Origin of the sequence: Rhodococcoides trifolii (genome assembly GCF_014635345.1) — a bacterium.
In the GTDB taxonomy this organism is placed as follows: Bacteria; Actinomycetota; Actinomycetes; order Mycobacteriales; family Mycobacteriaceae; genus Rhodococcoides; species Rhodococcoides trifolii.
The window spans coordinates 895,101-919,675 of record NZ_BMCU01000001.1; the positions used below are offsets into that span (position 1 = coordinate 895,101).

Consider the following 24,575-nt stretch of genomic DNA (forward strand, 5'->3'; position numbering starts at 1 on the left):
TCTAGGTCTCGGATCGCACCAGCTTCGCTGCCTCGACAAGGTTCCGAAGTGATTCCTCGACCTCCGCGTGACCGCGCGTCTTCAGTCCACAATCCGGGTTGACCCACAACCGGTTCACCGGTACCGATTTCAGGGCGAGACGGAGCGATGCTGCAATCTCGTCGATGCTCGGCACTCGCGGCGAGTGGATGTCGTACACGCCGGGTCCCACTCCGAGTTCGAAGCCCGCTGCGGCGAGGTCGTCCAACACTTCCATGTGCGATCGTGCTGCCTCGATGGAGGTGACGTCCGCGTCGAGACCGGCGATCGCACCGATGACTGCCCCGAATTCGGAGTAGCAGAGGTGTGTGTGGATCGCCGTGGAGTCGGCTATCCCGGACGTTGCCACTCGGAACGCGTCGACGGACCAGTCCAGATACGCACCCTGGTCGGCGCTGCGCAGCGGAAGCAGTTCACGCAGTGCGGGTTCGTCCACCTGAACGATGCGAACGCCCGCAGCTTCCAGATCGACCGTCTCGTCCCGGATCGCCAGTGCCACTTGACGAGCAGTGTCGGCCAGTGGTCGATCGTCGCGAACGAATGACCACGCCAGGATCGTGACCGGGCCGGTCAACATGCCCTTGACCGGCTTGTCGGTCAGGGACTGCGCGTACGTGATCCAGTCGACCGTCATCGGTGTCGCCCGCGTGACGTCGCCGAAGAGGATCGGCGGCCGCACGCAGCGCGTCCCGTACGACTGGACCCAGCCCGACGATGTCGCGAAGAACCCATCCAGCCGTTCGGCGAAGTACTGGACCATGTCGTTGCGTTCCGGCTCGCCGTGTACCAGTACGTCCAGACCCAACTTCTCCTGCAGCGCAATGATATCGACGATTTCGGATCGCATGCGCGCGCGGTACTCGGCGTCGTCGATCTCGCCGGATCGAAGGGCCGCGCGGGCCACCCGGATGGCGGAGGTCTGCGGGTACGACCCGATCGTGGTGGTCGGCAGAACGGGGAGTGGCAACGCCGCCTCCTGCTGGACCCTGCGATGTGCGGCAGGGGCCCTGGTGGCGCCAGATCCGATGGTCCGAAGCCGTTCGCGTACAGCCGGATTGCTCAGGCGCGGATCGTGTGCGCGACTCGACTGTGCATCTCGGGACTCCTCCAGAGCGCGCTCCACTCGTTCGCGACCGTGGCTCAGCGCGGTCGCCAGTGCGACCACTTCGGCGACTTTCTCTGCCCCGAACGCCAGCCACGATCGCAGGGCGTCGTCGAGTTCGGTCTCTGCGTCGACGGTGTAAGGGACGTGCAGCAGCGAGCACGACGACGACACGGCCACGGTGTGCGCGCTACCGAGCATGCTGGCGAGTGTCGCGAGCGCCGCCTCGAGGTCGGTGCGCCAGACGTTGCGTCCGTCCACGATTCCAGCGACGACGAGTGTGCGGGACAGTGCCGGGACGGTTGCGATCACGTCGTCGCCCGCCACCATGTCCACGGCGATACCGTCGATGCCGGTGGAGGCGAGCGCAGGAAGGGCGTCGCCGAGAGACCCGAAGTACGAGGCGACGAGGATGGCCGGGCGTCGCGGTACGGCCGACAGTTGCTCGTATACCGCACGGGCCGTAGAGATCTCGGCAGCGGTCCGATCGGCGACCAGCGCGGGCTCGTCGAGTTGAACCCACTGTGCGCCGGCGTCGGCGAGTTGCTCCAACAACTCCACGTACAGCGGAACGATCTCGTCGAGCCGGGTCAGGGGCGAGTCCTCGGTCCCCACAGCCTTCGACAGCAGGAGGAACGTGACCGGTCCGATCAGCACGGGGCGTGCCGGGATACCCGCGTCCAGCGCTTCGCGTAGTTCGCCGAGTACCTTCGTCGCGTCGAGACGGAACTCCGTCGACGGCCCGATTTCCGGCACGAGATAGTGATAGTTCGTGTCAAACCATTTCGTCATCTCGAGCGGCGCGATCGTAGCCGTTCCGCGAGCGGCCGCGAAGTATCGATCCAGCGGATCGACTACCGCCGCAACGCGTTCGGGAAGTGCGCCCAGCATGACCGCGGTGTCGAGTACCTGGTCGTAGTACGAGAAGGTGTTGACCGGAACGGAGTCGAGTCCCGCGGATTGCAAGGCGCGCACCGAGTCCAGACGTAGGTCGCGAGCAACGGTCTCCAGTCCCTCGGCGTCGAGAGCGCCGGACCAATACCGCTCGGTTGCCCTCTTCAATTCTCGATTCGGGCCGATGCGCGGGATACCCAGCACGGTGGATGTGAAATGTTCTTTCATCGGAGGTCTCCAGTTGCAGAGTGCCAATGGTCGCAGCCCAAGTCGGCGCGCACACTCCAGCGCGACCGCGCTCGGATACGAGTCGGCCGCGAACAAGAGATCTGCACGCCCATTCCACGAGGCGGCGGACCGTCGGGCACGGGTGTGCCCGACACAGTCGGCAGGTCTTCGGACTCGCGGGCGCGCAACCACATCTTTGCGTTGCACCTACTGGGCGCCGCTTCCCGAACCGAATGGTTCAGTGCTGATGGCGCCGGTCGTTCCTGCTCACCGCTGCGGGACAGTCTCGGACTTCCACCGAGTTCCCTCTCGCACATCTCCGGCCGGGGGCTCCCGCGGAGTGTGCTCGACGCAGCGCACGGTCTTCGGGACTCCTCACGACCGCACGGTGCGAACCAGCTGCACGCTCAGCATAGAGACCCACACCGCTCAGGTACAGGCCACCAACCGGCTCACCATGCGTCGGGCATCCGATTTCGCCACACCGTCGTAACCGAAGAGGACGCGAAAGTACAAGGGCGCCAACAGAAGATCCATGGCGTCTCGCAGGGTCGGGACGTCGGGCTCGCCGCGCTCACGAGCGCGGTCCAGAATCCTGCTGACCTGCGCCTCGCGTTTGTCCAGGCAGTGGCTGCGCTCGTCGGTCATGGATCCGACGACGGTGCGGAGGAACGCGCGTCGCTCGGGTCGTGAGATGTCGGTGACGAGCAGATCGGTCCACGCCTGCAGATCGCGCTCGAGGCTGCCGGTGTCGGGGACGGGCGCGTCCTGAGACAGCACGGACATCGCGACTTCCACGAGAAGGGTCTCCAGGTCACCCCAACGGCGGTAGATCGTCGTGGGATTGACCCCGGCGCGAGAGGCGACGGCGGGAACGGTGACGCAGTCGGGCCCCGTCGCTTCGCCGATCAATTCCGTGACGGCGGTGTGTACCGCGTCGACGACGCGAGCACTGCGTCCACCGGGCCGCGGTGCAGATCGATGATCCGTGATGGCCATGACACCATTATTGCAAATGTGATGGCTTTAGAGGTAGCTTCACTAAAGCACACAGACTTGCGTTTGTTGGAAACGGAGCACCATGGTTGTCACTGCACCCTCGAGCCGTATCTCGCGTACCGCTGCATTCTGGATCGTCGGCATCGTGTTCTTCACACTGATGGCGTCGTCCGCCGCACCGTCTCCGCTGTATCCGGTGTACCAGCAGGCGTGGGGCTTCTCGTCCACCATGCTCACCTTCGTCTTCGCCGTGTACGCCTTCGCCCTCCTCGGCGCCATCCTCACCGTCGGATCGCTGTCCGACCATGTGGGCCGCCGGCCGATCGTGATCTCGGCCCTGGTGTTGTTGATCGTCAGCCTCGCCGTGTTCGCGCTGGCCGACAGCGTCACCTGGCTGATCGTGGCGCGCATTCTGCAGGGCATCGCCGCCGGGGCTGCCACGGGGGCGCTGACGGCGTCCATCGTCGATCTGCAGCCCACCGCCGCGCACGGACCCCTGTTGAACAGCGTGGCCCCGTCCATCGGGCTGGGCGCCGGCGCCCTGGGTGCCGGGACACTGGTGCAGTTCGCACCGTTCCCGCGGGTGACGGTGTTCGTGCTGCTGATCGTCGTGCTGGTCGTCCTCACCGCGGTGGTGGCACTGATTCCGGAATCGACGGAGCCGCGCGGATTCACGTCGCGACGCCACGTGGCGCAGACGCTGCGGCCACGCCTGTCCGTGCCGTCGTCGATGCGGGCCGAGTTCCTGATCGTGCTGCCCTGCCTCATCGCTACCTGGGCGCTCGGCGGGTTCCACCTCTCGCTGGGGCCGTCGATCATCGGCACCGTCTTCGGTCTGCACGGCGCGGTACTCAGCGGCTTCGACATCTTCACCCTCTTCACCGCGGGCGCACTCGGTGCAGCGCTGCTGCGCAACGTTCCTCCTCGTCGGGTGATGACGATCGGCACGCTCGTGCTGGCGACCGGTCTCGTCGGCAACCTCGTCGGACTCGCGACGGGTGTCGCGACGGTCTACTTCGTCGGGTCTGCGGTGTCCGGTTTCGGCTGGGGCGCAGCGTTTCTCGGCTCGATGCGCATCGTCGGCGAGGTCACCCCGGCCGACCAGCGCGGCAGCGTGTTCGCGACCATGTTCGTCGTCAACTACGTGGCGTTCAGCGTTCCGGCGATCATCGGTGGCGTCGCGGTGCACAGCATCGGGCTCGTGACCACGGGGCTGATCTACGGCAGCGTCGTGATCGCCCTGGCGCTGTGGTCTTCGATAGCGCTGTGGTCGGCGGCCGGGGCGCAGCTGGCGGCACGCCGAACCGGCTAGGCGCGGTACCTGCCCGATCGGACGGTTCGGGTAGCGCAGTCGGATGGTTCCCGAGCAGAGCCGCATGTGGCGTCGGTCACGAGTCCTACCGTCGGTTCAGTCACTGAAACCGTCGCGCAAAGGACAAGCCCATGAAGGTCGACGACCTGCTCAAGCCGTTCCCCATCAAAGAGTTTCACCCGTTCCCGCGCGCCATGATGGGCCCCGGGGCGCACGAGATGATCGGACCCGAAGCCCTCAAGCTCGGCTTCAAGAAGACCCTCGTGATGACGTCCGGTCTCCGCGGTACCGACACCGTCCACAACATCGTCGAGTCGATGCGTTACCACGGCCTCGAGGTGGTCGTGTACGACCAAGTCGAGTCGAATCCCAAGGACTACAACGTGATGGACGCCGTCGCGATGTACTCCGAGGCCAAGTGCGACAGTTTCGTGTCCATCGGCGGCGGCTCGTCGCACGACGCGTGCAAGGGCGCTCGCATCGCCGTCGCGCACGACGGCCGCAACGTAAACGAGTTCGAAGGCTTCAACAAGAGCGAGAATCCGAAGAATCCGCCGCATATTGCTGTATCCACCACGGCCGGAACGGGTTCGGAGACCTCGTGGGCGTACGTCATCACCGACACCACGACCGATCCCGACAACCCGCACAAGTACGTCGCCTTCGACGACGCCAGCGTCACCACCCTCGCCATCGACGATCCGGTTCTGTACTACACGTGTCCCACGGACTACACCGCCCAGTGCGGGTTCGACGTTCTCGCTCACGCCAGTGAGCCGTACGTGTCCCGACTCGACTTCGCGCCCTCGAAGGGCAACGCATTGCACGCCATCAAGCTGACGGTCGAAAACCTCAGGGCGGCAACGTGGAACGGTGAGGACTTGCCGGGCCGCGAAGGAATGATGTACGCGCAGTACATCGCTGCGCAGGCGTTCAACTCGGGTGGCCTCGGCATCATTCACTCGATCAGCCACGCCATCAGTGCGTTCTACGACACGCACCACGGATTGAACAACGCCATTGCGCTGCCGCGTGTGTGGGCGTTCAACATGACCGCCAGCTACTCGAAGTTCGCGGACATCGCCGTCGCCATGGGGATCGACACGCACGGCATGTCCGATCAGCGCGCGTCGCACGCCGCACTCGAGTCGGCTATCCAGTTGCTGCGCGACGTGGGTATCGCCGAGAAGTTCACCGACGTCCACTCGGACACCTACAGCAAGAACCGTCTGGGCACGGGGCCGACCAAGTACTACCAGAACTCGCCGGTCATCAACGGCGACGACAAGGACGTCGACCGGATCACGCACCACGTTCTCGGCGACGCCTGCACCCCCGGCAACCTCAAGGAGTGCACCTTCGAGACGGTCCGCCCCGTCGTGGAGCACTGCATGACCGGGGATCTCGACGACCTGATCGGCTGACCTTTTCCGACCCAGGGGCACCCTCACACCCATAGATCGACCGAGGGTGCCCCTCAGTCAGCAACCGAAGCAACCAAGCAACCGAAGGACTTCGCTGTGCCCGATTTCGCCTCCGTAGAAGACGTCGTCACCCGCTTCGGCGACGTCGGCTACATCACCGACGACCGCCTCGCCACCACGGTGTTTCTGCAGACGCGACTCGACAAGCCGGTCCTTTTGGAAGGTCCGGCCGGCGTCGGAAAGACCGAGCTGGCAAAGACATTGGCCGAGGTCACCGGACGCCGGCTGCTTCGGTTGCAGTGTTACGAGGGGCAGGACGAGACCAAGGCACTCTACGAGTGGGATTACGGTAAGCAGCTCCTCTACACCCAGGTGCTCAAGGAGAAGATCGGGCAACTCGTCGCCGACGCCGAAACCCTCGGCGACGCAGTGGATCGCATCTCCGCACAGGAGAGCGTGTTCTTCTCCGAACGCTTTCTCGCCCCCCGCCCGCTACTCGAAGCCATTCGGTCCGACGAACCCGTGGTGTTGTTGATCGACGAAGTCGACCGCGCCGACGAAGCGCTCGAAGCCGTCCTGCTCGAACTACTCGGCGAGAACCAGGTGTCCGTGCCCGAGCTCGGGACGTTCGTCGCGAAGGTCAAGCCCTATGTGGTGTTGACCTCCAACAACACTCGCGATCTGTCGGCTGCGCTGAAGCGCCGCTGCCTGCACAGCTTCCTCGACTACCCGACAGCGGCCCGCGAGCTCGAGATCGTGAACTCGAAGGACACCGGACTGTCCGAAGCGCTTGCCGAGCAATTGGTTCAGGTGGTGCGTGGTCTGCGGGACCTCGAGCTGCGGAAGTCGCCGTCGATCTCCGAAACCGTCGACTGGGCGCGCACTCTGGCGGTGCTGGGTGCGAGTGAACTGACGGCAAAGCTGTTGTCCGACACGGTCTCCGTCGTCGTCAAGTACGACAAGGACGTCCGCAGGGCGGTCGACGCCCTCCCGCGATTGATCGATCCCAACGCCGTGATCGAGGAGGATCACGGACACGGCCACGGTCATGGACACGGACACGACTCGGATCACGACCACGACAGTCACGAGGACGCCGGCCCGAACGGGAAGGACGTCCGCGCCGCGAAGGACGACCCGGGCCGTCACGACGAGAACTACTACGGCGGTGCCACGACAGCCGTTGCCACCCCCAAGAAGACCGTCCCCTCCAGTCAGGGTGCCAAGTCCTTCGCCCGCGGCTTCGGCCCGAAGAAGCGCTAGAGACGATGGAGCAGAGCCTGCACCGCTTCGTGCGGTTGCTTCGGTTGCGAGGACTGCGCATCTCGGTGCCGGAGATGCTCGACGCGATGAACGCGGCGGCGCTGCCCGGCGTCCTGCAGAACAGGGCACTGCTGAAGGAAGCGCTGCGCGTCGCGCTGGTGAAGGACCGGGACGGCGACCCCGTCTACGACGCGGTGTTCGACCTCTATTTCGCCCTCGTTCGGGTGCAGCCGGAGGACACCGGCCACGGTCACGGGCACGGCCACGACGACTTGTCCGACACCGGTCAGCTCGACTCGTTCACCCTCTCGGAAGAGCCGGGTCAGCTGCCGCAGCAGGGCCACGAACACGGAGCCCCGTCGGACATTCGCGAATACTTCGACCCCGACGACCTTGCGACGCAGTACAACCTGCACCAGGAGGCGAACAAGATCGATCTCGCGTCGATGACCGACGAGATCGTCTTCAGCCAGGACGCGACCACCGTTCTCGGTGAGGGCAATCGCGTACAGATCGAGACCGACCGACTGCACGGCGCCGGCGCACCCGGCGAGATCTCGACGGCGACGGGAACGCGCGTCGACGCAGATTTGTCTATAGCCGAACAAGACGCGTTGTTCGGATGGCTCGACGACATGCCCGACGAGCAGCGGGACGTCACCGATGACGCGGCGGACCTTCGTCGTCGACTCGCGGGTGTGCTGGCGAATCTGCCGGCGGCACTGAAGAAGCACCTCGAATCGCTGCTGGCGCTGGAGAACAGGGTGGTCGAGGGACGGGAGGAGTCCGTCGCGAAGGTCGATCACGTCGGTGAGCACGAGCGCGCCGAGCTGGAGGAGACGCTGCGTCGGCTCACGCAGAGCTTGCACGGAGCCTTGACCCATCGCCGCAAGGCCGGTGCGCGGGGGCGCGTCGACTCCTCCCGCACGATGCGCAAGAACATGCGCTACGACGGCGTCCCGTTCCGCCCGGTCACGGTGGCGCGCAGCGAGGACAAGCCTCGGCTGGTGCTCCTCACGGACGTCAGTCTGTCGGTGCGCGCCACCGCCCGGTTCACCTTGCACCTGGTGCACGGTCTGCAGGACCTGGTGAGCCAGGTCCGCACCTTCGTCTTCGTCTCCGAACTCGCCGAGGTGACCGATCTGTTCAGCGATCACTCCGTCGAGCACGCTCTGGGGTTGGTCTTCGGCGGCGACGTTCTGGACGTCGACGCCAACTCCGACCACGGCACGGCGTTCGGTCAGTTCCTCGAGGACCACGGCAACGCCGTCAGCCGCCGGACGACGGTCCTGGTGCTCGCCGATGGACGCAGCAACGGGCTCGACCCCAACGTCGAGGCCTTCGCGGAGATCACCCGTCGGGCCCGCGAAACCATCTGGCTGACGCCTGAACCGCGGTACTCGTGGGGTCTCGGATCCTGCGATCTGCCGCTCTATGCCGAATACTGCCAACGTGTGCGGGTGGTCCGGGATCTCACCGGACTCACCAGCACCGCCGATGCACTTGCGACCGAACAGGTAGGACGATGACGCTCACCGCCGAGAGTTTGCCAGTCAAGCAGAGCCGCTTCACGCGCGACGAAATCCCGCGGCTGCTGCTCCTGCTCGGTGTGGTCGTCGGGCTCCACGTGCTCGGCTGGGGGTTGTTCACCCATTACAACTCGATCCCGCGCATCCACGAATTGACCGGCGCGGACGGCACTCTCGTGTACGCCGGCGCGGGCATTCTCGCCTACACCCTGGGCATGCGGCACGCCTTCGACGCCGACCACATCGCGGCCATCGACGACACCACCCGGTATCTGTTGCAGAAGGGCAAGCGGCCCTTGGCCGTCGGCATGTTCTTCTCGCTCGGCCACTCGACGGTCGTCTTCCTCTTCGTCACGGCCATCGCCATCGTGGCAGCCAAAGCCACGGCATTTCAGGATGCCTTCGAGGGCGTGGGCGGCATCATCGGCACCCTCGTGTCGGGAAGTTTTCTGTATCTCATCGCGGCACTGAATTTCGCGGTGCTGGCCGGGATCGTGCGGGTGTGGCGCCGCGCCAAGCGCGGCGAGTTCTCCGAGCAGACCCTCGACGAGCTTCTGGCCAAGCGGGGCTTCATGAATCGCCTGTTCCGGGGACGGTACAAGTTCATCAACGATTCCTGGCAGATGTATCCGTTAGGGCTGCTCTTCGGCCTCGGGTTCGATACCGCCACCCAGGTGGGTCTGCTCGCCGTCGCCGGCACCACGGCCATGACCGGGGGCTTGCCGCCGATGGCGATCATCGCACTGCCGATCATCTTCGCGGCGGGGATGACGACCATGGACACGATCGACGGTGTGTTCATGTCGAAGGCCTACGGCTGGGCGTTCGTCACCCCGATCCGCAAGATCTACTACAACATCACGATGACGTCCCTGTCGATCTTCGTCGCCTTCGTCATCGGCACGATTCAACTCCTCTCCCTCCTCGGTGAGCAGCTCGGGCTCACCGGCGGACTGTGGAACCTGCTGGCGTCGGTGAACCTGAACGTGGCCGGTCAGATCGTCGTGGGCACGTTCTTCGTCGTGTGGATCGGTGCGGCTGTGTACTACAAGGCCGCCCGGATAGACGAGAAATACGACCGCCCCCTGCTGGAACCGTGAACCAGTTCCTGCACCACCTGCCCGTTCGGACAGGTCGGAGCGGGCGAATCAGACGTAAGCTGGGTCACATGTGTGCGGCCAACGGTTCGGCATCGGCCCTCCCGGTCGACGCGTCCGGCAGCGCCAGGGCCGCTGTCTCGGACAGAGTCGTCAAGTTCCACGCACCCGAGATCGTCTTCGGTGTCGGCTCGACCAGCGAGGCGGCCTTCGCCGTGCAGCGCCTGGGTGGATTCCGCCCGCTGCTCGTCACCGACCCCGGTCTCGTGAACGCGGGTTGGGCGTCGGAGGTGGAAAAAGACCTGATCGAGGCCGGAATGACCCCGGTGGTCTGGTCCGCTCTGACCCCCAATCCCAAGGATCACGAGATCGAGGCCGGTCACGAGATCTACCGCGCAGACGGATGCGACGTCATCGTCGCCCTCGGTGGCGGCTCCGTGATGGACGCCGCCAAGGGCATCGCTATTCTCGCCTCTAACGGTGGCCACATCCTCGACTACGAGGGGGTCGACCGAGTGGCGAGTCCCATCCCGCCACTCGTCATGCTGCCGACCACCGCGGGTACCGGAGCCGACGTCTCCCAGTTCTGCATCGTGACCGACACGGCTCGCGGTACCAAGATCACCATCCTCGGGCGCGCTCTGGTTCCCGACATCACGATCATCGACCCGCGCCTGCTCACCACCATGCCCGAATGGCTGAGTGCGGCAACCGGTCTCGACGCTCTGACGCACGGGATCGAGGCCTTCGTCTCGCTCGCGCACAATCCGCTGACCGACCACCATGCTCTGCGCGCGGTCACGTTGGTCACCAGCACCTTGGCCGCCACCATTCGCGAACCCGACGTCATGGCCACCCGCACGGTCATGGCGCAGGCCAGCCTCGAAGCCGGATTGGCATTCACCAACGCCATTCTCGGTGCAGCACACGCGATGAGCCATCAGGTGGGCGGTCTGCTCGACCTACCGCACGGCGTCCTCAACGGGGTGCTGCTCCCGCACGTCATCAGATTCAACGCCGCCGCAGACGCGCGTCCCTATGTTCTGGTCGCGGAAAGTCTGAATCTGCCCGAGCACCGCGGAGCGCCCGAGGAAGCCGCGCTCGCCGTCGCGGATCGGGTGGAAGCATTGGCGCGTGAAGTCGGCGTTCCCCGCACCCTCGGCGAACTCGGTGTGCGAGAGCAGGATCTGGACCGGCTCGCCGCGCTCGCCCTGCGCGACGCGTGCATGGCCACCAACCCCCGAACCCCGACTCATGCCGACGTGGAAGCGCTCTTCCGAGCAGCGTTGTGACGCAGCAAGACTTCTCGCGCCTCACCGGACTTCGTTCCGGCAAGAGCAGTTTCTACCCGCAGTACCGCGGCGCGGCGGAGCGTCTCGAGCGCGTCGTCCATGCCCTGGAACTCATTTCGCGTGCGTTGGTCAAGACCGTCGAAGGTCCCGAGACGTTGATCTGCGCCGTCGCCGAGGCGGCCCGTGCACACCTCAGTGCGCAGTGGGTCGTGTTCGCCCTGGCCGACGGCGCCATCCCCGACGCCGGGCCGCGCAGTCTGGTTCTCGGCCCCGACGCCACCCCCTTTCTCGTCGACAACGTGGAGGGTCCACCACTTCCCGACGCCGTCGTCGAATGTCTCGACGACATTCACACTGCCCGCTTCGCTCCCGGCTCGGGTTCGGTCGTCGACGAGCACTTCGCGTTCGTGCCGATTCAGTTGAACGGCGGGATCGTCGGCGCGTTCGCGGCATGGACCGCGCCCGGCCGCACTCTCGACGCCACCGACAGTGCCGTGCTGAGCATCCTCGCGTCGCAAACGGCGGTGGCGCTGCAGAACTCGGCCACGTTCCAGGAAGCGAGGCGGACGGCTGCCGACCTCGTGGTGCGCAACGCCGAACTGCAGGTGACGCAGAAGCAGCTCAGTGCAGTACACCGTCACCAGGTGCTCGACGACGAACGTCACCGCATTGCACGCGAACTGCACGACAGCGTGACGCAGGCCGTCCTGTCCGCCGGCATGCAGATCGAAGTGTGCCTGGGCGACATTCCGACCGAGGAGCGCACCGAGAGGCTCGATCTCGCGAAGGATCTGACGAGACGCGCTGTGGAACAACTACGTTCGGCGATCTACGCTCTCAATCATTCGTCCGACTCCGCGCGATCCACCCTGCCGGAAATGCTCGATCAGCTCAGCGTGGTGCACATGCCGGACGAATTGCAGGTGAGCGTCGACGTCGACGGCACCGCGGTGGAGCTGTCCAGCGAGGTCGAGCACGCTCTGCTGCGCATCGCCGGTGAAGCGTTATTCAACACCGCGGTGCACTCCAACGCCTCGCACGCCAAACTCCATCTGAGCTACCGCGAGAACTCGGTGCTGCTGTGCATCGACGACGACGGCGACGGAGACCCCAAGAACCTGCGGGTCATCCTGCGGATGGCGGAGACCAACGACCTGGGTGGAAATCACAGAGGACTGGTGAACATGGCAACTCGAGTACGTGAGTACGGCGGAGTGTTCGAGGTGCGTCGGTCGAGACTCGGAGGGGTTCGTATTTTCGCGAAACTGCCGGTGATGCAGTGACAAGCGACCGGCCTCCGGCCTGCCCGATGACCTCGATACTCCTCGTCGACGACCACGCCATCCTGCGACAGGGACTGCGGTCGGTCCTCGAACGGGAGCCGGATCTTCGTATCGTCGGCGAGGCAGCGTCGCTCGACGAAGCGACAACCGTTGCGGCGCACCTGGAACCGGACGTGGTGTTGATGGACCTCAAGTTGTCCGCGAGCTCGGACTACGAGGGGCTGGTGCTGTGCAAGGCGCTGTCGAAGTCCCACCCGACGATGGGATTGTTGGTGCTCACCACGTTCCTCGACGAGCGGCTGGTGATCGAGGCCGTCCACGCCGGTGCCCGCGGATACGTGGTCAAGGACGTCGACACCACGGAACTGGTACGCGCCATCCGTGCCGTCTCGCGAGGCGAATCGGCATTCGATTCACGCAGCGCGTCCGCAGTCGTGCGGTCGTTGAACGGCAAGGGCGACAGCGAAGGACGACTCACCGACCGGGAGCTCGAGGTCATGAGACTGCTGGCAAGTGGGTTGTCCAACGCCAGCATCGGGACCGAACTCTTCATCTCCGCAACCACCGTCAAGTTCCACGTCAGCAACATCATGCGAAAGCTGCACGTGAGTCGACGGGCGGAGGCGGTGTACGCCGCGAGCAAGGGTGGGTTGATCTAGACCTCGATCACCAGCCACCCACCGTGGTGCTCGAACACCTCGAACGGGTGCCCCGACCTCGCGCCCACCGCGGCCAGCGATTCCAGGTCGAACGTTCGCACGTGCCCGTGACACGCTTGCGCCTGGTCCTCGAACGGCACGGCGATCACCACGCGATCACGGGCAACGCGCAATGCCTCCTGCACGATCCGATCGCCCAATTCTGCGTCGACGTGTTCCAGCAGGTGCAGCGCCGTCACCGTGTCGGAAGAGCCATCTGGCACTGGCACGTCGCCACCGTCGCACACCAGAGTGTTCATCGTCAGTCCGAGGTGGGGGAGTACTGCGTCGAGCAATCTGATTGTGCCGGAATGAATATCGGTTGCGGTCACGTCGCGGCCGTGGGTGGCGAGGCGCAGCGGGAAGAAGCCGAAGCACGACCCGAGATCCACGACGGATCCGCGAATCAGCTCCTCGGCTTTCGCATGAATCGGTGCGAAGTCGGCAGTGCCGTCGAGTAATTCGTCGAGGGAGTTTCGGTAATACGTCGTCCACGCCTGTACCGGGTCGTCCATCGTGGACAACACAAGGCCCACCATCACCGACTCGAACTCGCTCTGGCCGAGTCCCGACTGCGCGACCTGCTCGGTCACGTCCCCGACGAGAGCTTCGCTGAGATCGTCCGGCGTCAAGTTGTGCCAGACACTCAACCCCGACTCGCTGCGCAGCACGCGCAGTTCCGCCTCGTCGTCCGAATGCTCGACCGTGACTCCGAGGTGAGTCCACCTCCCCGGCACGAGGCACGGTGCGAGAGAGTCGAATTCCTCGACGGAAGCGGTCACGGTAATCCACTGTAGAGCGGCGTGGACCCCGTGACCAGTAGCTCGGCGAGATCGGAATTCTCGTCGGTCAGCCACTGCTCGTACGCCGAGATTGCGATGCCCAGCGCGATCCAGCCGGCGGTACGCGGTGCGAGGTCGTCGGGAGAGGCACCGAGGCGTCGGGCGACGTACTCGGCGATCACCCGTCGCCACCCTTGATACATCAACGTCGAATACGCCTGAAGTGCAGGTACTTCCAAGATCAGCCGCATGCGGGTGCGATGCACAGCCCGCTCCTCATCCGGGAATCGGTTGAAGTCGAGGATCGCCGACATCACGCCGTCGGCGAGGGACACATCGGATGGGAGGTCGTCGAGCAGGGTGCGCAGAACATGGAGGTGCGAATCGAAGTCTCCCCACGGAACGGCCATCTTCGAGGGGAAGTACCGGAAGAAGGTTCGTCGCGCGATGCCGGCCGCGTCGGCGATGTCGTCGATGGACGTCTCGTCGAACCCTTTCGATTCGAAGAGCTCGAGTCCGACATCGCTGATCTCCCCCCTCGAGGTGGCGGGGCGCCGACCTACCCGACTGGACGGTCTTCGTCTATCGGCCAACTTTTCCTCCCTTCCACCTGGTTTACTGCACTCGATGCCATTATTGTGGTGATCCACACCACAGTGTTACCCGCTCACAACCTACGGAGGACAGCATGTCGGATTCCAAGGACGAAACACAGACGGAACTGGTCGAAGAGGCCTTGGTGGAAGAAGTGTCCATCGACGGCATGTGCGGCGTGTACTGAGGCCTGGAATGGACATCGATCTCGGGTGGCAGTTGAACCCGAAGGTGGCGCTTCGCCCCGAGCCATTCGGGGCGTTGCTCTACCACTTCGGCACCCGCAAGCTGTCGTTCCTGAAGAACACGACCATCGTGGCGATCGTGCAGTCCCTGCCCGACCACCCGAACGCCCGATCGGCCATCCTCGCCGCCGGCGTCGCCGAGCCCGCCTTGGCGAAATATGCTGACGCGCTGGGTGTTCTGGCGTCCTCCACCATGATCGTCCCGACACTCGTAGAGGAAGATGCCGCATGACTTCGACCCTCGCCCGTCCCGAACAGCCCGTCGGCCGCCTCGTCGATCAGTTCGAACTCGGCCTCGACGCCCCGATCTGCCTCACGTGGGAGCTGACGTACGCCTGCAATCTCTCGTGCGTGCACTGCCTCTCCTCGTCCGGTAAGCGCGACCCGCGTGAGCTGAGCACCGAGCAGTGCAAGTCGATCATCGACGAGTTGCAGCGCATGCAGGTGTTCTACGTCAACATCGGCGGCGGTGAACCCACCGTGCGCAGCGACTTCTGGGAACTCGTCGACTACGCCACCGCGCACCAGGTGGGGGTGAAGTTCTCCACCAACGGCGTCAAGATCGATCAGAAGGTGGCCGCCCGCCTCGCCGCGTCGGACTACGTCGACGTGCAGATCTCCATCGACGGCGCTACCGCCGAGGTCAACGACGCGGTGCGCGGGCCCGGCTCGTTCGACATGGCGGTGCGCGCGCTGAAGAACCTGCGCGACGCGGGATTCAAGGACGCCAAGGTCTCCGTCGTCGTCACCCGCCACAACGTCTCGCAGCTCGACGACTTCAAAGCTCTCGCTGACGAATACGGTGCGACACTTCGTATCACCAGGCTTCGACCGTCCGGCCGAGGCGCGGACGTGTGGGACGATCTGCATCCGACGGCGGGGCAGCAGCGTGAGCTGTACAACTGGCTCGTCGCGAACGGCGACGGTGTGCTCACCGGCGATTCGTTCTTTCACCTCTCGGCCTACGGCGACGCTCTGCCGGGTCTGAACCTGTGCGGCGCCGGTCGGGTGGTGTGCCTGATCGATCCGATCGGCGATGTCTACGCGTGTCCCTTCGCGATCCACGAGCAGTTCCTCGCCGGGAACATCTTGGCCGACAACGGGTTCAAGTCGGTGTGGCAGACCTCGGAGCTGTTCCAGGAGCTGCGTTCTCCGCAGACCGGTGGTGCGTGCACGAAGTGCCAGCATTTCGATTCGTGCCGTGGCGGCTGCATGGCGGCGAAGTTCTTCACCGGCCTTCCGATGGACGGTCCGGATCCCGAATGTGTTCAGGGCTACGGAGAAACGGCACTCGCCGGCACCCGTGGTGACATCCCGAAGTCGAGCGTCGACCACTCCCGCAGTGGAAAGCGTGCGACACCCAAGGCCTCGGTCCCGCTCACGCTGTTGATCAGACGTGACGGTGCACCGGCCAAGATCTGCGATGAGTCCCCACTCGCGGGGATGTAGGAGCACGTTGTGAAGTGGATCGAAACCGTTGCCGAAGCGCAGCGCCTCGCCAAGAAACGCCTGCCCAAGTCCGTCTACTCGGCATTGATCGCCGGATCCGAACGCGGCACCACCCTCGAGGACAACACGGGTGCGTTCGCCGAGCTCGGATTCCAACCTCGTGTCGCCGGTCATTCGGCCAAGCGCGACATGGCAACTCGGGTCATGGGCCAGGACATCTCGATGCCGGTCATCATCTCCCCGACCGGTGTCCAGGCTGTCGACCCCGACGGTGAGGTGGCAGTGGCGCGCGCCGCTGCCGCCCGCGGTATCGCGGTGGGATTGAGTTCGTTCGCGAGCAAGTCCGTCGAAGAAGTCGCCGCCGCGAGTCCGCAGGTGCTGTTCCAGATCTACTGGCTCGGCTCGAAAGACGAGATGGTCGCGCGGATGGTGCGCGCCAAGGCCGCCGGCGCGGTCGGCATCATCCTCACTCTCGATTGGTCGTTCTCCTACGGACGCGACTGGGGTTCGCCCCAGATCCCCGAGACCATGAACCTGGCGGCAATGCTCAAGTTCGGTCCCGAAGCAGCGCTGCGACCCAAGTGGTTGTACAAGTTCGCGAAGAGCGGCAAGATCCCGGACCTCAAGGCGCCCAACGTCTTACCGTCCGACCAGGTGGCGCCCACCTTCTTCGGTGCGTACGGCATGTGGCAAGCAACCGAGCCTCCCGCGTGGGAGGACATCGCCTGGCTGCGCGCCCAGTGGGACGGCCCGTTCATGATCAAGGGCGTCTCCCGCGTCGACGACGCCAAGAAGGCCGTCGACGCCGGTGTTTCCGCCATCTCCGTCTCCAATCACGGCGGCAACAACCTCGACGGCACCCCCGGTGTCATCCGAGCCTTGCCGGCGGTGGCCGACGCGGTCGGTGACCAGATCGAGGTGCTCCTCGACGGCGGTATCCGGCGCGGATCCGACGTCGTGAAGGCGGTCGCTCTCGGCGCTCGTGCGGTGATGATCGGCCGCGCCTCCCTCTGGGGTCTCGCGGCGAACGGGCAGGCCGGTGTGGAGAACGTCCTCGACATCCTCCGCATGGGCATCGACTCCGGACTCCTGGGCCTCGGGCACAGCTCGATCGCAGACCTGTCGCCCGACGACTTGGTGATCCCCGACGGTTTCTACCGCCCACTCGGAGTCACGCAGCACTCGTGATCCATTCCGCAACGAAGACTTCGGGCGTCGAGTAGATCTCGGGTCCGGGTAGCGGTGGTGCGGTCGACTCGAACTCTCGCCCACTCGGAGTCAGCAGTCGGTAGGTGTGGCGGCCGGGTGCGTCCATCGGTGCCGAGAACCATCCGGGCTGGTTCTTGACCTGGTTGCAGTGCGCGCACAGCCCGGCTCCGTTGTGCGCAGACGTCGGTCCGCCTCGGGAGTCCTCGACGATGTGGTCGCCGTGGCGGATGGGCGCATCGCAGAACGGGGTGCGGCACACCTGGTCTCGGAATTCGATCCATCGCCGGAGTCCGGCGGGGAACGTACGCGACTTCGCCTCCATCGCAACGAGTTCCCCGCTCGCGGGCGACGCGTACAGACGTCGCAGTTCCAGGTGCACGTCCGGGTCTGCGATGGTGTCCATCAGTACCCGCGCCGGGACGGGCCCGATGCCGCTGATGTGGGCGGGGGTGTCCCCGCCGCCTAACAGTGTCCGGTCGGAGACGATCACGTTCACCGTGACCGGGATGCCGCTCGCCGTGTCGACACCGAGAACCCGGTTCACGAGCAGGTCGGCCATGATCTGATCGCGGGTGCGGTCGCCGGACTGCCCTGCTGCGACGATGGAGTCGGCGTCACGTCGCAGAGTTGCCCACACCGCGACGGATTGCTTCGTCGGCAGCAACGCCGTCAGGTATCCCATGCAGTCGGGTGCCGGTCGGCTGGTTACCCGGCGTTCTCGTTCGGCCCTCTTGGCTCGCTCGGCGACGGCTTTGTTGTTCAACTCGATGGCACGGCTCTTGGCGCGCCCTTCGACGGAGTTGTCCCCGCAGTTTCGCAATGTGTCTGCGTCGGCGCATAATTCGCGATCGATCTGTCGCCGTTGTTCGTCCGTCAGACCGGTGGTTTCGCGAACGAGAATCTCTGCACGTTTCTCCGTGAGTATTCCTCGGGTGAGAAGACCGAGCGTGTGCGGCATCTCGGTGGCGAGTACGCCCGCACGCGCGTTCCAGTGACTACCGGCGGTAGGCGAGGTCTTGCGCGCCAGTCCGAGCTCGGAGGCCAGTGTTCTGCGCGAGTCGATGCGCCGGACCTTCGTGCCGTCGCTGAGCAGGCGTGGGGCGGCAGTGCCGGCGTTCAGCGTCACGGTCGGACCGACCTGAGCGGCGGCGCACGCAGCCTTGACGGATTCGAGTACGGCGATCCGTCCGTAGCGTTCGGCGTCGGTCGGGTCGTCGGACGGCACGGCCAGACGTTTCATGAAGTCTTCGATATCGCTGTGCGACAGCGGTTCTGCGGACATTCTCTATCTCCCCCCGGTGATGTGTTCCCACGCTAGCAGCCACCACCGACACAAATTTTCACCACGCCAGCACCCTGTCGTCCTGTATCACCACCCCGGTTGGTCCGTCGGGGCCGAGCGTTGCCAGACGGACCGCGACGGCCGCACCCTCGTCGGGAGTCCGGGTCCCGCGAAAGCCGTTGAAATCCGTCGCCACGTGGCCGGGCGCTGCGCCGTTCACCTTGATTCCAGAATCCTTCAGACTCCGCGCGTAGTGCACCGTGATCGCGTTCAATGCCGTCTTCGAACTCGAGTAGGACATCGACGGTTGTCCGACCCACGCGCCTTCTTCGCCGAGGGACCCGCGCATGCTGCTGACGTTCACGATGCGACCGGCACGGGAACGGCGTAGCAGCGGCAGGAATGCGTCGATCATGTCCACGACGGCGAACACGTTGGTGGCGTACACGAATCGCATGTCGTCGTCCGCGCTGTGGACGCCGGCGTTGTTGACCAGGACGTCCAGTGAACCCACCGCTGCCACGGCACCAGCGATGTCCGCCGCCGACGTCACGTCCAATCGCAGGGGCCGTACGTCCCCGTCGATGTCCGCAGCTGCCGCTCGTCCACGATCGAAGTCTCGTGAACCCAGGTACACGACCGTTCCGCGGGCGGCCAACTGCCGCACGATCGCCAATCCGATGCCCTTGTTTCCGCCTGTTACCAATGCTGTTGTCATGACAACAGCGTTGCACCGATTGTGTTGTCATGTCAACACCGGCTAGGGTCGATCCATGAGCCTGACGCCCGACGAGTCGGAGATCTGGCATCTCTGGAAGGCCGCGTCCGAGGGAGTGCGGACCCGTGTCGTCGCCGACATCACCGAGCGCACCGGTCTGTCGGATCCCGACTTCGCCGTTCTGACTCGAGTGACCGAGCTTGGCGACGGCGGCACGCTTCGCCAGAACGTCTTGGCGGCGTCGATGGGGTGGCACCGCAGCCGACTGTCCCACCACCTGGGCCGCATGCAGGAGCGCGGACTGATCGAACGGGCGACGGTGCCGGGTGGTGTCGAGGTGACCGCTACCGACGAGGGATCGCGACTCGTTCGACAGGCGCGGCCGGTCCACGGGGCCGCCGTGAGGAAGTACCTGCTCGACGTCATCCCAGAGGGGCAGAAGGAGGACTTCGTTGCCCTCCTGCAGCAGTTGGCGTGACCACTGCGTGACCGCCCCTCGGTAGCATCGGGGCCATGACAGCCCCTCCCGACGGCACTCTGCGCACCCTTCGCGACGAGTTCACTCGGTTCACCATGTCGTACCAATTCGGCATGGAAGAGCTCCTCACCAAGATCAACATCTTGAAGGAGGAGTTCACCCATCTGCACAGCTACAGCCCGATCGAGCACGTCGGATCACGAATCAAGACCCCGGACAGCATCACGGCCAAAGCAATTCGAAAGAACATCCCGCTCAACTTCGACAGCCTGCGAGCGCAGATGTTCGACATCGCCGGCATTCGCATCACCTGCAGCTTCATCGAAGACACCTACAAGGTGAAGGACATGCTCGCCGGCCAGCACGACGTCCGGGTCGTCGAGTTCGAGGACTACATCGCGAACCCGAAACCGAACGGCTACAAGAGTCTTCACATGATCGTGGAGGTGCCGGTGTTCCTGTCCGACCGTGTGCAGCCGGTGTTCGCCGAGATCCAGATCCGCACCATCGCCATGGATTTCTGGGCCAGCCTCGAACACAAGATCTTCTACAAGTACGACGGCGAGGTGCCGCAGTCCATTCGCGACGAACTACAGGACGCAGCCGACGTCGCAGGCCGCCTCGACGTCAAGATGGAGCACCTGCACAACGAGGTGCAGGCATTGGATGCGCGACGCGAGAACGGCAAGGACAACGCGCCGGACCTGCAGGAGCGGTTCCTACGTTCGTTGATCTCGGGGAAGGGATTATGACGAAATGTGGGCTACCTGACTCACGATCCGAACGATTCCAGCGCTCCCACATAGCTTTTCGGTAGCGGAGCGGCGAACTCTCCTCGCTTGCCCGTCTGCAGCCCCAGCGTGACGAGCGACTGCACGAACAGCGTCGCCGCCGCGACGCCGTCGACGACCGGAACGCCGATCTCGTCCGAAATGTGTTTGCACAGGTCTGCCATTCCGGCGCACCCGAGAACGATGGCATCGGAACCGTCGTCGAGAATCGCTTGACGACACGCCTCGGTGATCAACTTCAAGGCGTCGGGATTCGTCTCCAGCTCGAGCACAGGAATTTCGCACGCGTGGATCCCACGGCACTGCCGCGCGAAACCGTAATGCTCGGCGAGGTCCTGTGCGCGCCCGATGGTTCGGCCCAGCGTGGTGACGACGGAGAATCCGCGACCGAGAAAACTTGCGGCATGCATTGCGGCTTCGGCAATTCCGATCACCGGACCGGTCGCGAGCTCACGCGCGGCGTCCATGCCGGGATCGCCGAAGCAGGCGACCACGTACCCGTCGGCTCCGTCTCGCTCGCCCTTCGCGATCTCGTCGAGCAGACCGGGGACGGACAGGGCTTCGTCGTAGTGGCTCTCGATGGACGCCGGACCCATGGCCGGGCTGACCGCCTCGACGAGCGTGCCCGGGCCGACGACGGCCCGGGCACACTGTTCGATCGTGGCGGTCATCGACCAGGTGGTGTTGGGGTTGATGACCTTGATCAGCACGAGGGAATGCTAGCTCCTCACGGGGACGTCGAAATTGGTGACGGCCAGCCGTGTCTTCTTCGCCAGGAACATGTAGACGAGGAATCCGAGTCCGCACCCGATGAACCAGCTGTACTTCGACGCGGTCGACATGCCGGGTATTTCCATGCCCTCCAAGGCGCCGTTGAAGAGCACGGTGAACATGGCAACGACGGCGCCGACGATGGTGGCGTACACGGCCGCTGGGTTGTAGCCCTTCTTGTACCAGTACAGGCCGGTCTTCTCCATCGAGAACAGTTCGTCGACCACCACGTGCTGCTTGCGGATCAGGTAGTAGTCGGCGATCAGGATGCCGAACAGCGGTCCGATGAACGCGCCCAACGTCTCCAGGGTGAGGTGGATGACGTCGGGATTGTTGTACAGGTTCCACGGGGTGATGAGCACCGATCCGACGGCGGCGATCATGCCGCCCGCACGCCAGCTGATGCGCTGCGGATCGACGTTCGAGAAGTCGAACGCGGGGGAGATGAAGTTGGCGACGATGTTGATGCCGATGGTCGCGATGGTGAACGTCAACGCGCCCAACACGATTGCGAAGGTGCTGTCGATACGGGCCACGGTCTCGACCGGGTCGGTCAGCAGTTCGCCGAACACCGGCACGGTGAGCGACGCCGTCACGACCACGAGGATCGAGAACACGAGGAAGTTGACGGGCAGTCCGAGGAAGTTGCCCTTCTTCACCGCCGCGTAGGACTTGCCGTAGCGCGAGAAGTCGCCGAAGTTGAGCATCGGTCCGGAGAAGTAGGACACGACCAGTGCGATGGCACCGAGCATGACCGGGATGGCGTCGAGCCCGGTGTACTGGACGTCGCCGAGGTTCAGATCGATCGCACTCCACCCGGCCTTCCAGATGAGGTAGCCGCAGAGCATGAACATGACGACGTAGACGGCGGGGCCGCAGAAGTCGATGAACTTGCGGATCGACTCCATTCCGCGCCAGAACACGGCGGCCTGCACGACCCAGAGGAAGAGGAAGCTGGCCCAGCCCAACAGCGAGAGTCCGAGGAAGCCGTAGTCCGCGACGACGGCGTACTTGCCCAGGCTGGGGAACAGCTTGATGAGCACGATGTCCAGGGCCGCCGACGCCAGGAAGGTCTGAATTCCGTACCAGGCCACCGCGATCAATCCGCGAATGATGGCCGGGATGTTGGCACCCAGGACACCGAAGACGCTGCGGCAGATCACCGGATACGGAACGCCCGTCACCTGTGAGGGCTTGGCCACGAGGTTGCAGAGGAAGTACACGATGGTGATGCCCACCAGCAGCGACACCAGGACCTGCCAGCTGGCCAGCCCGAGCGCGAAAAGGCTGCCGGCCGTGACGTATCCGCCCACCGAGTGCACGTCCGACATCCAGAAGGCGAAGAGGTTGTAGGAGGTCCACGACTGCTTCTTCAGCGGCGCGAGGTCCTCGTTGGTCAACCGTGGGTGGTAGCCGTCCTTGATGAGACCGCCGCCGACGGGATGGCCGGACGCCTCGATCAGATCGTTGGCGCCCGGCTGGGCACCGGGGGGCGGATCGAACTTGCCCGAATGCGGAACGGTGTCGGTCATGGACTTCTCCTGAGAACAGTGCGCAGCAGAAAAGCGAATGAGGTGAAAAGTAACCCCGAAGTATTTCGGCCCTGTTGCGTCAGCGATATATCTTCACGAGTCCGATCGAAGTCCCGCCTCGTCGCCGATGGTGGCGATGACGCCGTTCAGCCGGTTGTGGTGGCGTTCGGACGCATCGAGCAACGTCGGGATGTCGCGCGCCACGAACGCGTCGAGCATCTCCCGGTGATCGGCCTGCAGTGCCGCGCGGTCGGTCTCTGCCACGTGCACCATCGGCTGCAGGGGTTCGGTGATGTTCCACGCCGCACCGAGCATGTGCAGAAGACGATGCATGTTCGACGGGCGCGCGAGCGCCATGTGGAACTCGCGGCTGAGCCGGTGGTATCGCTGCGGGTCGTCGATGGAATCCCGCAGTTCGGCGTCGACCGCGGTGGCAACGGCGTGATCGGTGGCCGTCGCCGCTTCCGCCGCCGCGGCGAGCGCAGCCATCTCGAGAACCTCGCGAACGATGTACATCTCTCGTAGCTCGGCCGAAGTCAGTTGCGCCACAGCGTAACCCGCATTCGGCCGGTGATCGACCAACCCCTCGCCGATCAGTGTCTTCAGAGCTTCGCGCACCGGGATGCGGCTCACTCCGAACAGCTCGGCGACTTCACCGAGTGGAATGGGGGTCCCGGGCGGGGCGTCGCCGGCCAGAATCACGCGGCGCAATTCGTCGAGAATGGCTCCCTGCGACCCTCCGGGCGCGTCGATCGTCAGCTGCGCGAGCAGGACGGATCGACGACGGGGTGGCACCTTTCGGACTGTAGTTGCGTAGGGGCTGCGGCGCAGGCCGTACCGGCTAGGCTCTCAGCGTGAACAGGGTTCTGGGGGAGCAGCGGTGGCCGGATGTGGACAAGTCCGCGCTCGTAGCGGTCCCCGTCGGGTCACTCGAGCAACATGGGCCGCATCTGCCCCTCGACACCGACACACGCATCGCTACCGCTGTGGCACAAGCGGTTCCCGGCGGAATGCTCGCGCCCGCGATCGCCTACGGGGCCAGCGGCGAACACGACGGATTCGCCGGAACCATCTCGATCGGCATCGCCGCGCTCGAGACCGTCCTCGTCGAGTACGGACGGTCCGCGTGCCTGTGGGCGTCGCGCGTCGTCTTCGTCAACGGGCACGGTGGTAACGCGTCGGCGGTACGCGCTGCGGTGATGCTTCTCCGTCACGAGGGGCGAGACGTCGCATGGTTCCCCTGCGCCGTCCCCGGAGCCGACGCCCACGCCGGACTCACCGAGACGTCGATCATGCTCGCCCTCGACCCGGACTCCGTGTCCGTCGACAAACTCGCCCCGGGCGCGCTGGATCCCATCGGCGAGATCATGCCGCGGTTACGCGCCGAGGGAGTCCTCGGAGTCGCCCCCAGCGGCGTTCTCGGAGACCCGACGAAGGCCGACGCGAAGGAGGGACAGGAGATGCTCGACGAACTTCGCGCTCGTTTCGAGGCCGCCGTGTCGGCCTGGAAACCGCGAAGTGGCGGAAATCTGGCCTGAGACAGCCCAATATCGGGCTCCTTGTG

Annotated in this window: 24 protein-coding genes and 1 riboswitch; of the genes, 15 read left to right on the top strand and 9 right to left on the bottom strand. The window is 64.9% G+C overall.

The annotated features are described in order from the left end of the window. Position 1: 1 nt before the first annotated feature. Positions 2-2,263, bottom strand: coding sequence for a 5-methyltetrahydropteroyltriglutamate--homocysteine S-methyltransferase (gene metE, locus IEW02_RS04355; RefSeq protein WP_188543420.1), 2,262 nt, complete (start codon positions 2,261-2,263; stop codon positions 2-4). Positions 2,264-2,405: 142 nt separating this feature from the next. Beyond that, positions 2,406-2,606, bottom strand: a riboswitch (cobalamin riboswitch). Positions 2,607-2,692: 86 nt separating this feature from the next. Further along, positions 2,693-3,262: a TetR/AcrR family transcriptional regulator gene (locus IEW02_RS04360; protein ID WP_188543421.1), complete on the bottom strand. Its 570-nt coding sequence runs from the start codon at positions 3,260-3,262 to the stop codon at positions 2,693-2,695. 82 nt (positions 3,263-3,344) lie between these two features. Here IEW02_RS04360 and IEW02_RS04365 point away from each other — a divergent pair, with 82 nt between their 5' ends. From IEW02_RS04365 to IEW02_RS04400, 8 genes are all read left to right on the top strand, one after another. Continuing rightward, complete coding sequence (locus tag IEW02_RS04365) at positions 3,345-4,574, top strand: MFS transporter (RefSeq protein WP_188543422.1); 1,230 nt, start codon at positions 3,345-3,347, stop codon at positions 4,572-4,574. A 131-nt stretch (positions 4,575-4,705) separates the two neighbouring features. Then, a complete protein-coding gene (gene mdo, locus IEW02_RS04370) occupies positions 4,706-5,998 on the top strand; it encodes an NDMA-dependent methanol dehydrogenase (protein WP_188543423.1) in 1,293 nt (430 codons plus the stop codon). A gap of 96 nt (positions 5,999-6,094) precedes the next feature. Beyond that, entirely contained in the window at positions 6,095-7,261 is a 1,167-nt protein-coding gene (locus tag IEW02_RS04375) for an AAA family ATPase (RefSeq protein ID WP_188543424.1), read from the top strand. A gap of 5 nt (positions 7,262-7,266) precedes the next feature. Continuing rightward, the gene (locus tag IEW02_RS04380; RefSeq protein WP_188543425.1) at positions 7,267-8,790 is read left to right on the top strand and encodes a VWA domain-containing protein; all 1,524 of its coding nucleotides are present in this window, start codon (positions 7,267-7,269) and stop codon (positions 8,788-8,790) included. Continuing rightward, entirely contained in the window at positions 8,787-9,890 is a 1,104-nt protein-coding gene (gene nicT / locus IEW02_RS04385) for a Nickel transporter NicT (RefSeq protein WP_188543426.1), read from the top strand. The genes IEW02_RS04380 and nicT overlap by 4 nt, the downstream gene beginning before the upstream one ends. Before the next feature lie 68 nt (positions 9,891-9,958). Beyond that, on the top strand, positions 9,959-11,179 hold the full coding sequence (locus IEW02_RS04390; RefSeq protein ID WP_188543427.1) for an iron-containing alcohol dehydrogenase: 1,221 nt from the start codon (positions 9,959-9,961) through the stop codon (positions 11,177-11,179). Next, on the top strand, positions 11,176-12,462 hold the full coding sequence (locus IEW02_RS04395) for a MadS family sensor histidine kinase (RefSeq protein ID WP_188543428.1): 1,287 nt from the start codon (positions 11,176-11,178) through the stop codon (positions 12,460-12,462). The genes IEW02_RS04390 and IEW02_RS04395 overlap by 4 nt, the downstream gene beginning before the upstream one ends. A gap of 26 nt (positions 12,463-12,488) precedes the next feature. Next, positions 12,489-13,121, top strand: a complete 633-nt coding sequence (locus IEW02_RS04400) for a MadR family response regulator transcription factor (RefSeq protein WP_188543429.1) — start codon at positions 12,489-12,491, stop codon at positions 13,119-13,121. Here the strand turns inward: IEW02_RS04400 and mftM are convergent. Together mftM and mftR are read right to left on the bottom strand one after the other, a co-directional pair. Further along, the gene (gene mftM, locus IEW02_RS04405) at positions 13,118-13,948 is read right to left on the bottom strand and encodes a mycofactocin oligosaccharide methyltransferase MftM (RefSeq protein WP_188544012.1); all 831 of its coding nucleotides are present in this window, start codon (positions 13,946-13,948) and stop codon (positions 13,118-13,120) included. The genes IEW02_RS04400 and mftM overlap by 4 nt on opposite strands. Beyond that, entirely contained in the window at positions 13,939-14,535 is a 597-nt protein-coding gene (gene mftR / locus IEW02_RS04410; RefSeq protein ID WP_188543430.1) for a mycofactocin system transcriptional regulator MftR, read from the bottom strand. Before mftR ends, mftM begins: the two co-directional genes overlap by 10 nt. Positions 14,536-14,630: 95 nt before the next feature. Between mftR and mftA the strand changes: the two genes are divergently transcribed. From mftA to mftD, 4 genes are read left to right on the top strand one after another with little or no spacing between them, the layout of a single operon-like run. Continuing rightward, positions 14,631-14,723: a mycofactocin precursor MftA gene (gene mftA / locus IEW02_RS04415; protein WP_188543431.1), complete on the top strand. Its 93-nt coding sequence runs from the start codon at positions 14,631-14,633 to the stop codon at positions 14,721-14,723. Between the two features lie 8 nt (positions 14,724-14,731). Further along, positions 14,732-15,013, top strand: coding sequence for a mycofactocin biosynthesis chaperone MftB (gene mftB, locus IEW02_RS04420; RefSeq protein ID WP_188543432.1), 282 nt, complete (start codon positions 14,732-14,734; stop codon positions 15,011-15,013). Continuing rightward, on the top strand, positions 15,010-16,230 hold the full coding sequence (gene mftC / locus IEW02_RS04425; RefSeq protein WP_188543433.1) for a mycofactocin radical SAM maturase: 1,221 nt from the start codon (positions 15,010-15,012) through the stop codon (positions 16,228-16,230). The genes mftB and mftC overlap by 4 nt, the downstream gene beginning before the upstream one ends. Before the next feature lie 9 nt (positions 16,231-16,239). Beyond that, positions 16,240-17,418, top strand: a complete 1,179-nt coding sequence (gene mftD / locus IEW02_RS04430; RefSeq protein ID WP_188543434.1) for a pre-mycofactocin synthase MftD — start codon at positions 16,240-16,242, stop codon at positions 17,416-17,418. On the opposite strand, the gene IEW02_RS04435 is transcribed toward mftD, so the two are convergent. Then, positions 17,402-18,721 (bottom strand): HNH endonuclease, encoded by a 1,320-nt coding sequence (locus IEW02_RS04435; RefSeq protein ID WP_188543435.1) that lies wholly within the window; start codon positions 18,719-18,721, stop codon positions 17,402-17,404. The genes mftD and IEW02_RS04435 overlap by 17 nt on opposite strands. 58 nt (positions 18,722-18,779) lie before the next feature. Further along, the gene (locus IEW02_RS04440) at positions 18,780-19,439 is read right to left on the bottom strand and encodes an SDR family NAD(P)-dependent oxidoreductase (RefSeq protein ID WP_188543436.1); all 660 of its coding nucleotides are present in this window, start codon (positions 19,437-19,439) and stop codon (positions 18,780-18,782) included. Positions 19,440-19,494: 55 nt separating this feature from the next. On the opposite strand from IEW02_RS04440, the gene IEW02_RS04445 reads away from it, so the two are divergent. Both IEW02_RS04445 and IEW02_RS04450 read left to right on the top strand, forming a co-directional pair. Beyond that, positions 19,495-19,917 carry a MarR family winged helix-turn-helix transcriptional regulator gene (locus tag IEW02_RS04445; protein ID WP_188543437.1) on the top strand — a complete coding sequence of 141 codons (423 nt, stop codon included), beginning with the start codon at positions 19,495-19,497 and terminating at the stop codon, positions 19,915-19,917. A 35-nt stretch (positions 19,918-19,952) separates the two neighbouring features. After that, entirely contained in the window at positions 19,953-20,669 is a 717-nt protein-coding gene (locus IEW02_RS04450; RefSeq protein WP_188543438.1) for a GTP pyrophosphokinase, read from the top strand. A 20-nt stretch (positions 20,670-20,689) separates the two neighbouring features. Here the strand turns inward: IEW02_RS04450 and IEW02_RS04455 are convergent, their stop codons facing one another. From IEW02_RS04455 to IEW02_RS04465, 3 genes are all read right to left on the bottom strand, one after another. Further along, the gene (locus IEW02_RS04455) at positions 20,690-21,418 is read right to left on the bottom strand and encodes an aspartate/glutamate racemase family protein (RefSeq protein WP_188543439.1); all 729 of its coding nucleotides are present in this window, start codon (positions 21,416-21,418) and stop codon (positions 20,690-20,692) included. A gap of 9 nt (positions 21,419-21,427) precedes the next feature. Continuing rightward, positions 21,428-23,011, bottom strand: coding sequence for an NCS1 family nucleobase:cation symporter-1 (locus IEW02_RS04460; RefSeq protein WP_188543440.1), 1,584 nt, complete (start codon positions 23,009-23,011; stop codon positions 21,428-21,430). Positions 23,012-23,104: 93 nt separating this feature from the next. Next, positions 23,105-23,806, bottom strand: a complete 702-nt coding sequence (locus IEW02_RS04465) for a GntR family transcriptional regulator (RefSeq protein ID WP_188543441.1) — start codon at positions 23,804-23,806, stop codon at positions 23,105-23,107. A 59-nt stretch (positions 23,807-23,865) separates the two neighbouring features. On the opposite strand from IEW02_RS04465, the gene mftE reads away from it, so the two are divergent. Continuing rightward, entirely contained in the window at positions 23,866-24,549 is a 684-nt protein-coding gene (gene mftE, locus IEW02_RS04470; protein ID WP_188543442.1) for a mycofactocin biosynthesis peptidyl-dipeptidase MftE, read from the top strand. Positions 24,550-24,575 lie beyond the last annotated feature (26 nt).

What these genes read in the sequence shown, in the direction of transcription:
- IEW02_RS04440 (WP_188543436.1), bottom strand. Translation starts at nt 19,439, where the DNA reads ATGACAACAGCATTGGTAACAGGCGGAAACAAGGGCATCGGATTGGCG.
- IEW02_RS04435 (WP_188543435.1), bottom strand. Translation starts at nt 18,721, where the DNA reads ATGTCCGCAGAACCGCTGTCGCACAGCGATATCGAAGACTTCATGAAA.
- mftA (WP_188543431.1), top strand. Translation starts at nt 14,631, where the DNA reads ATGTCGGATTCCAAGGACGAAACACAGACGGAACTGGTCGAAGAGGCC.
- mftB (WP_188543432.1), top strand. Translation starts at nt 14,732, where the DNA reads ATGGACATCGATCTCGGGTGGCAGTTGAACCCGAAGGTGGCGCTTCGC.
- IEW02_RS04460 (WP_188543440.1), bottom strand. Translation starts at nt 23,011, where the DNA reads ATGACCGACACCGTTCCGCATTCGGGCAAGTTCGATCCGCCCCCCGGT.
- mdo (WP_188543423.1), top strand. Translation starts at nt 4,706, where the DNA reads ATGAAGGTCGACGACCTGCTCAAGCCGTTCCCCATCAAAGAGTTTCAC.
- mftC (WP_188543433.1), top strand. Translation starts at nt 15,010, where the DNA reads ATGACTTCGACCCTCGCCCGTCCCGAACAGCCCGTCGGCCGCCTCGTC.
- IEW02_RS04360 (WP_188543421.1), bottom strand. Translation starts at nt 3,262, where the DNA reads ATGGCCATCACGGATCATCGATCTGCACCGCGGCCCGGTGGACGCAGT.
- IEW02_RS04445 (WP_188543437.1), top strand. Translation starts at nt 19,495, where the DNA reads ATGAGCCTGACGCCCGACGAGTCGGAGATCTGGCATCTCTGGAAGGCC.
- IEW02_RS04390 (WP_188543427.1), top strand. Translation starts at nt 9,959, where the DNA reads ATGTGTGCGGCCAACGGTTCGGCATCGGCCCTCCCGGTCGACGCGTCC.
- nicT (WP_188543426.1), top strand. Translation starts at nt 8,787, where the DNA reads ATGACGCTCACCGCCGAGAGTTTGCCAGTCAAGCAGAGCCGCTTCACG.
- IEW02_RS04365 (WP_188543422.1), top strand. Translation starts at nt 3,345, where the DNA reads ATGGTTGTCACTGCACCCTCGAGCCGTATCTCGCGTACCGCTGCATTC.
- IEW02_RS04380 (WP_188543425.1), top strand. Translation starts at nt 7,267, where the DNA reads ATGGAGCAGAGCCTGCACCGCTTCGTGCGGTTGCTTCGGTTGCGAGGA.
- metE (WP_188543420.1), bottom strand. Translation starts at nt 2,263, where the DNA reads ATGAAAGAACATTTCACATCCACCGTGCTGGGTATCCCGCGCATCGGC.
- IEW02_RS04450 (WP_188543438.1), top strand. Translation starts at nt 19,953, where the DNA reads ATGACAGCCCCTCCCGACGGCACTCTGCGCACCCTTCGCGACGAGTTC.
- IEW02_RS04400 (WP_188543429.1), top strand. Translation starts at nt 12,489, where the DNA reads ATGACCTCGATACTCCTCGTCGACGACCACGCCATCCTGCGACAGGGA.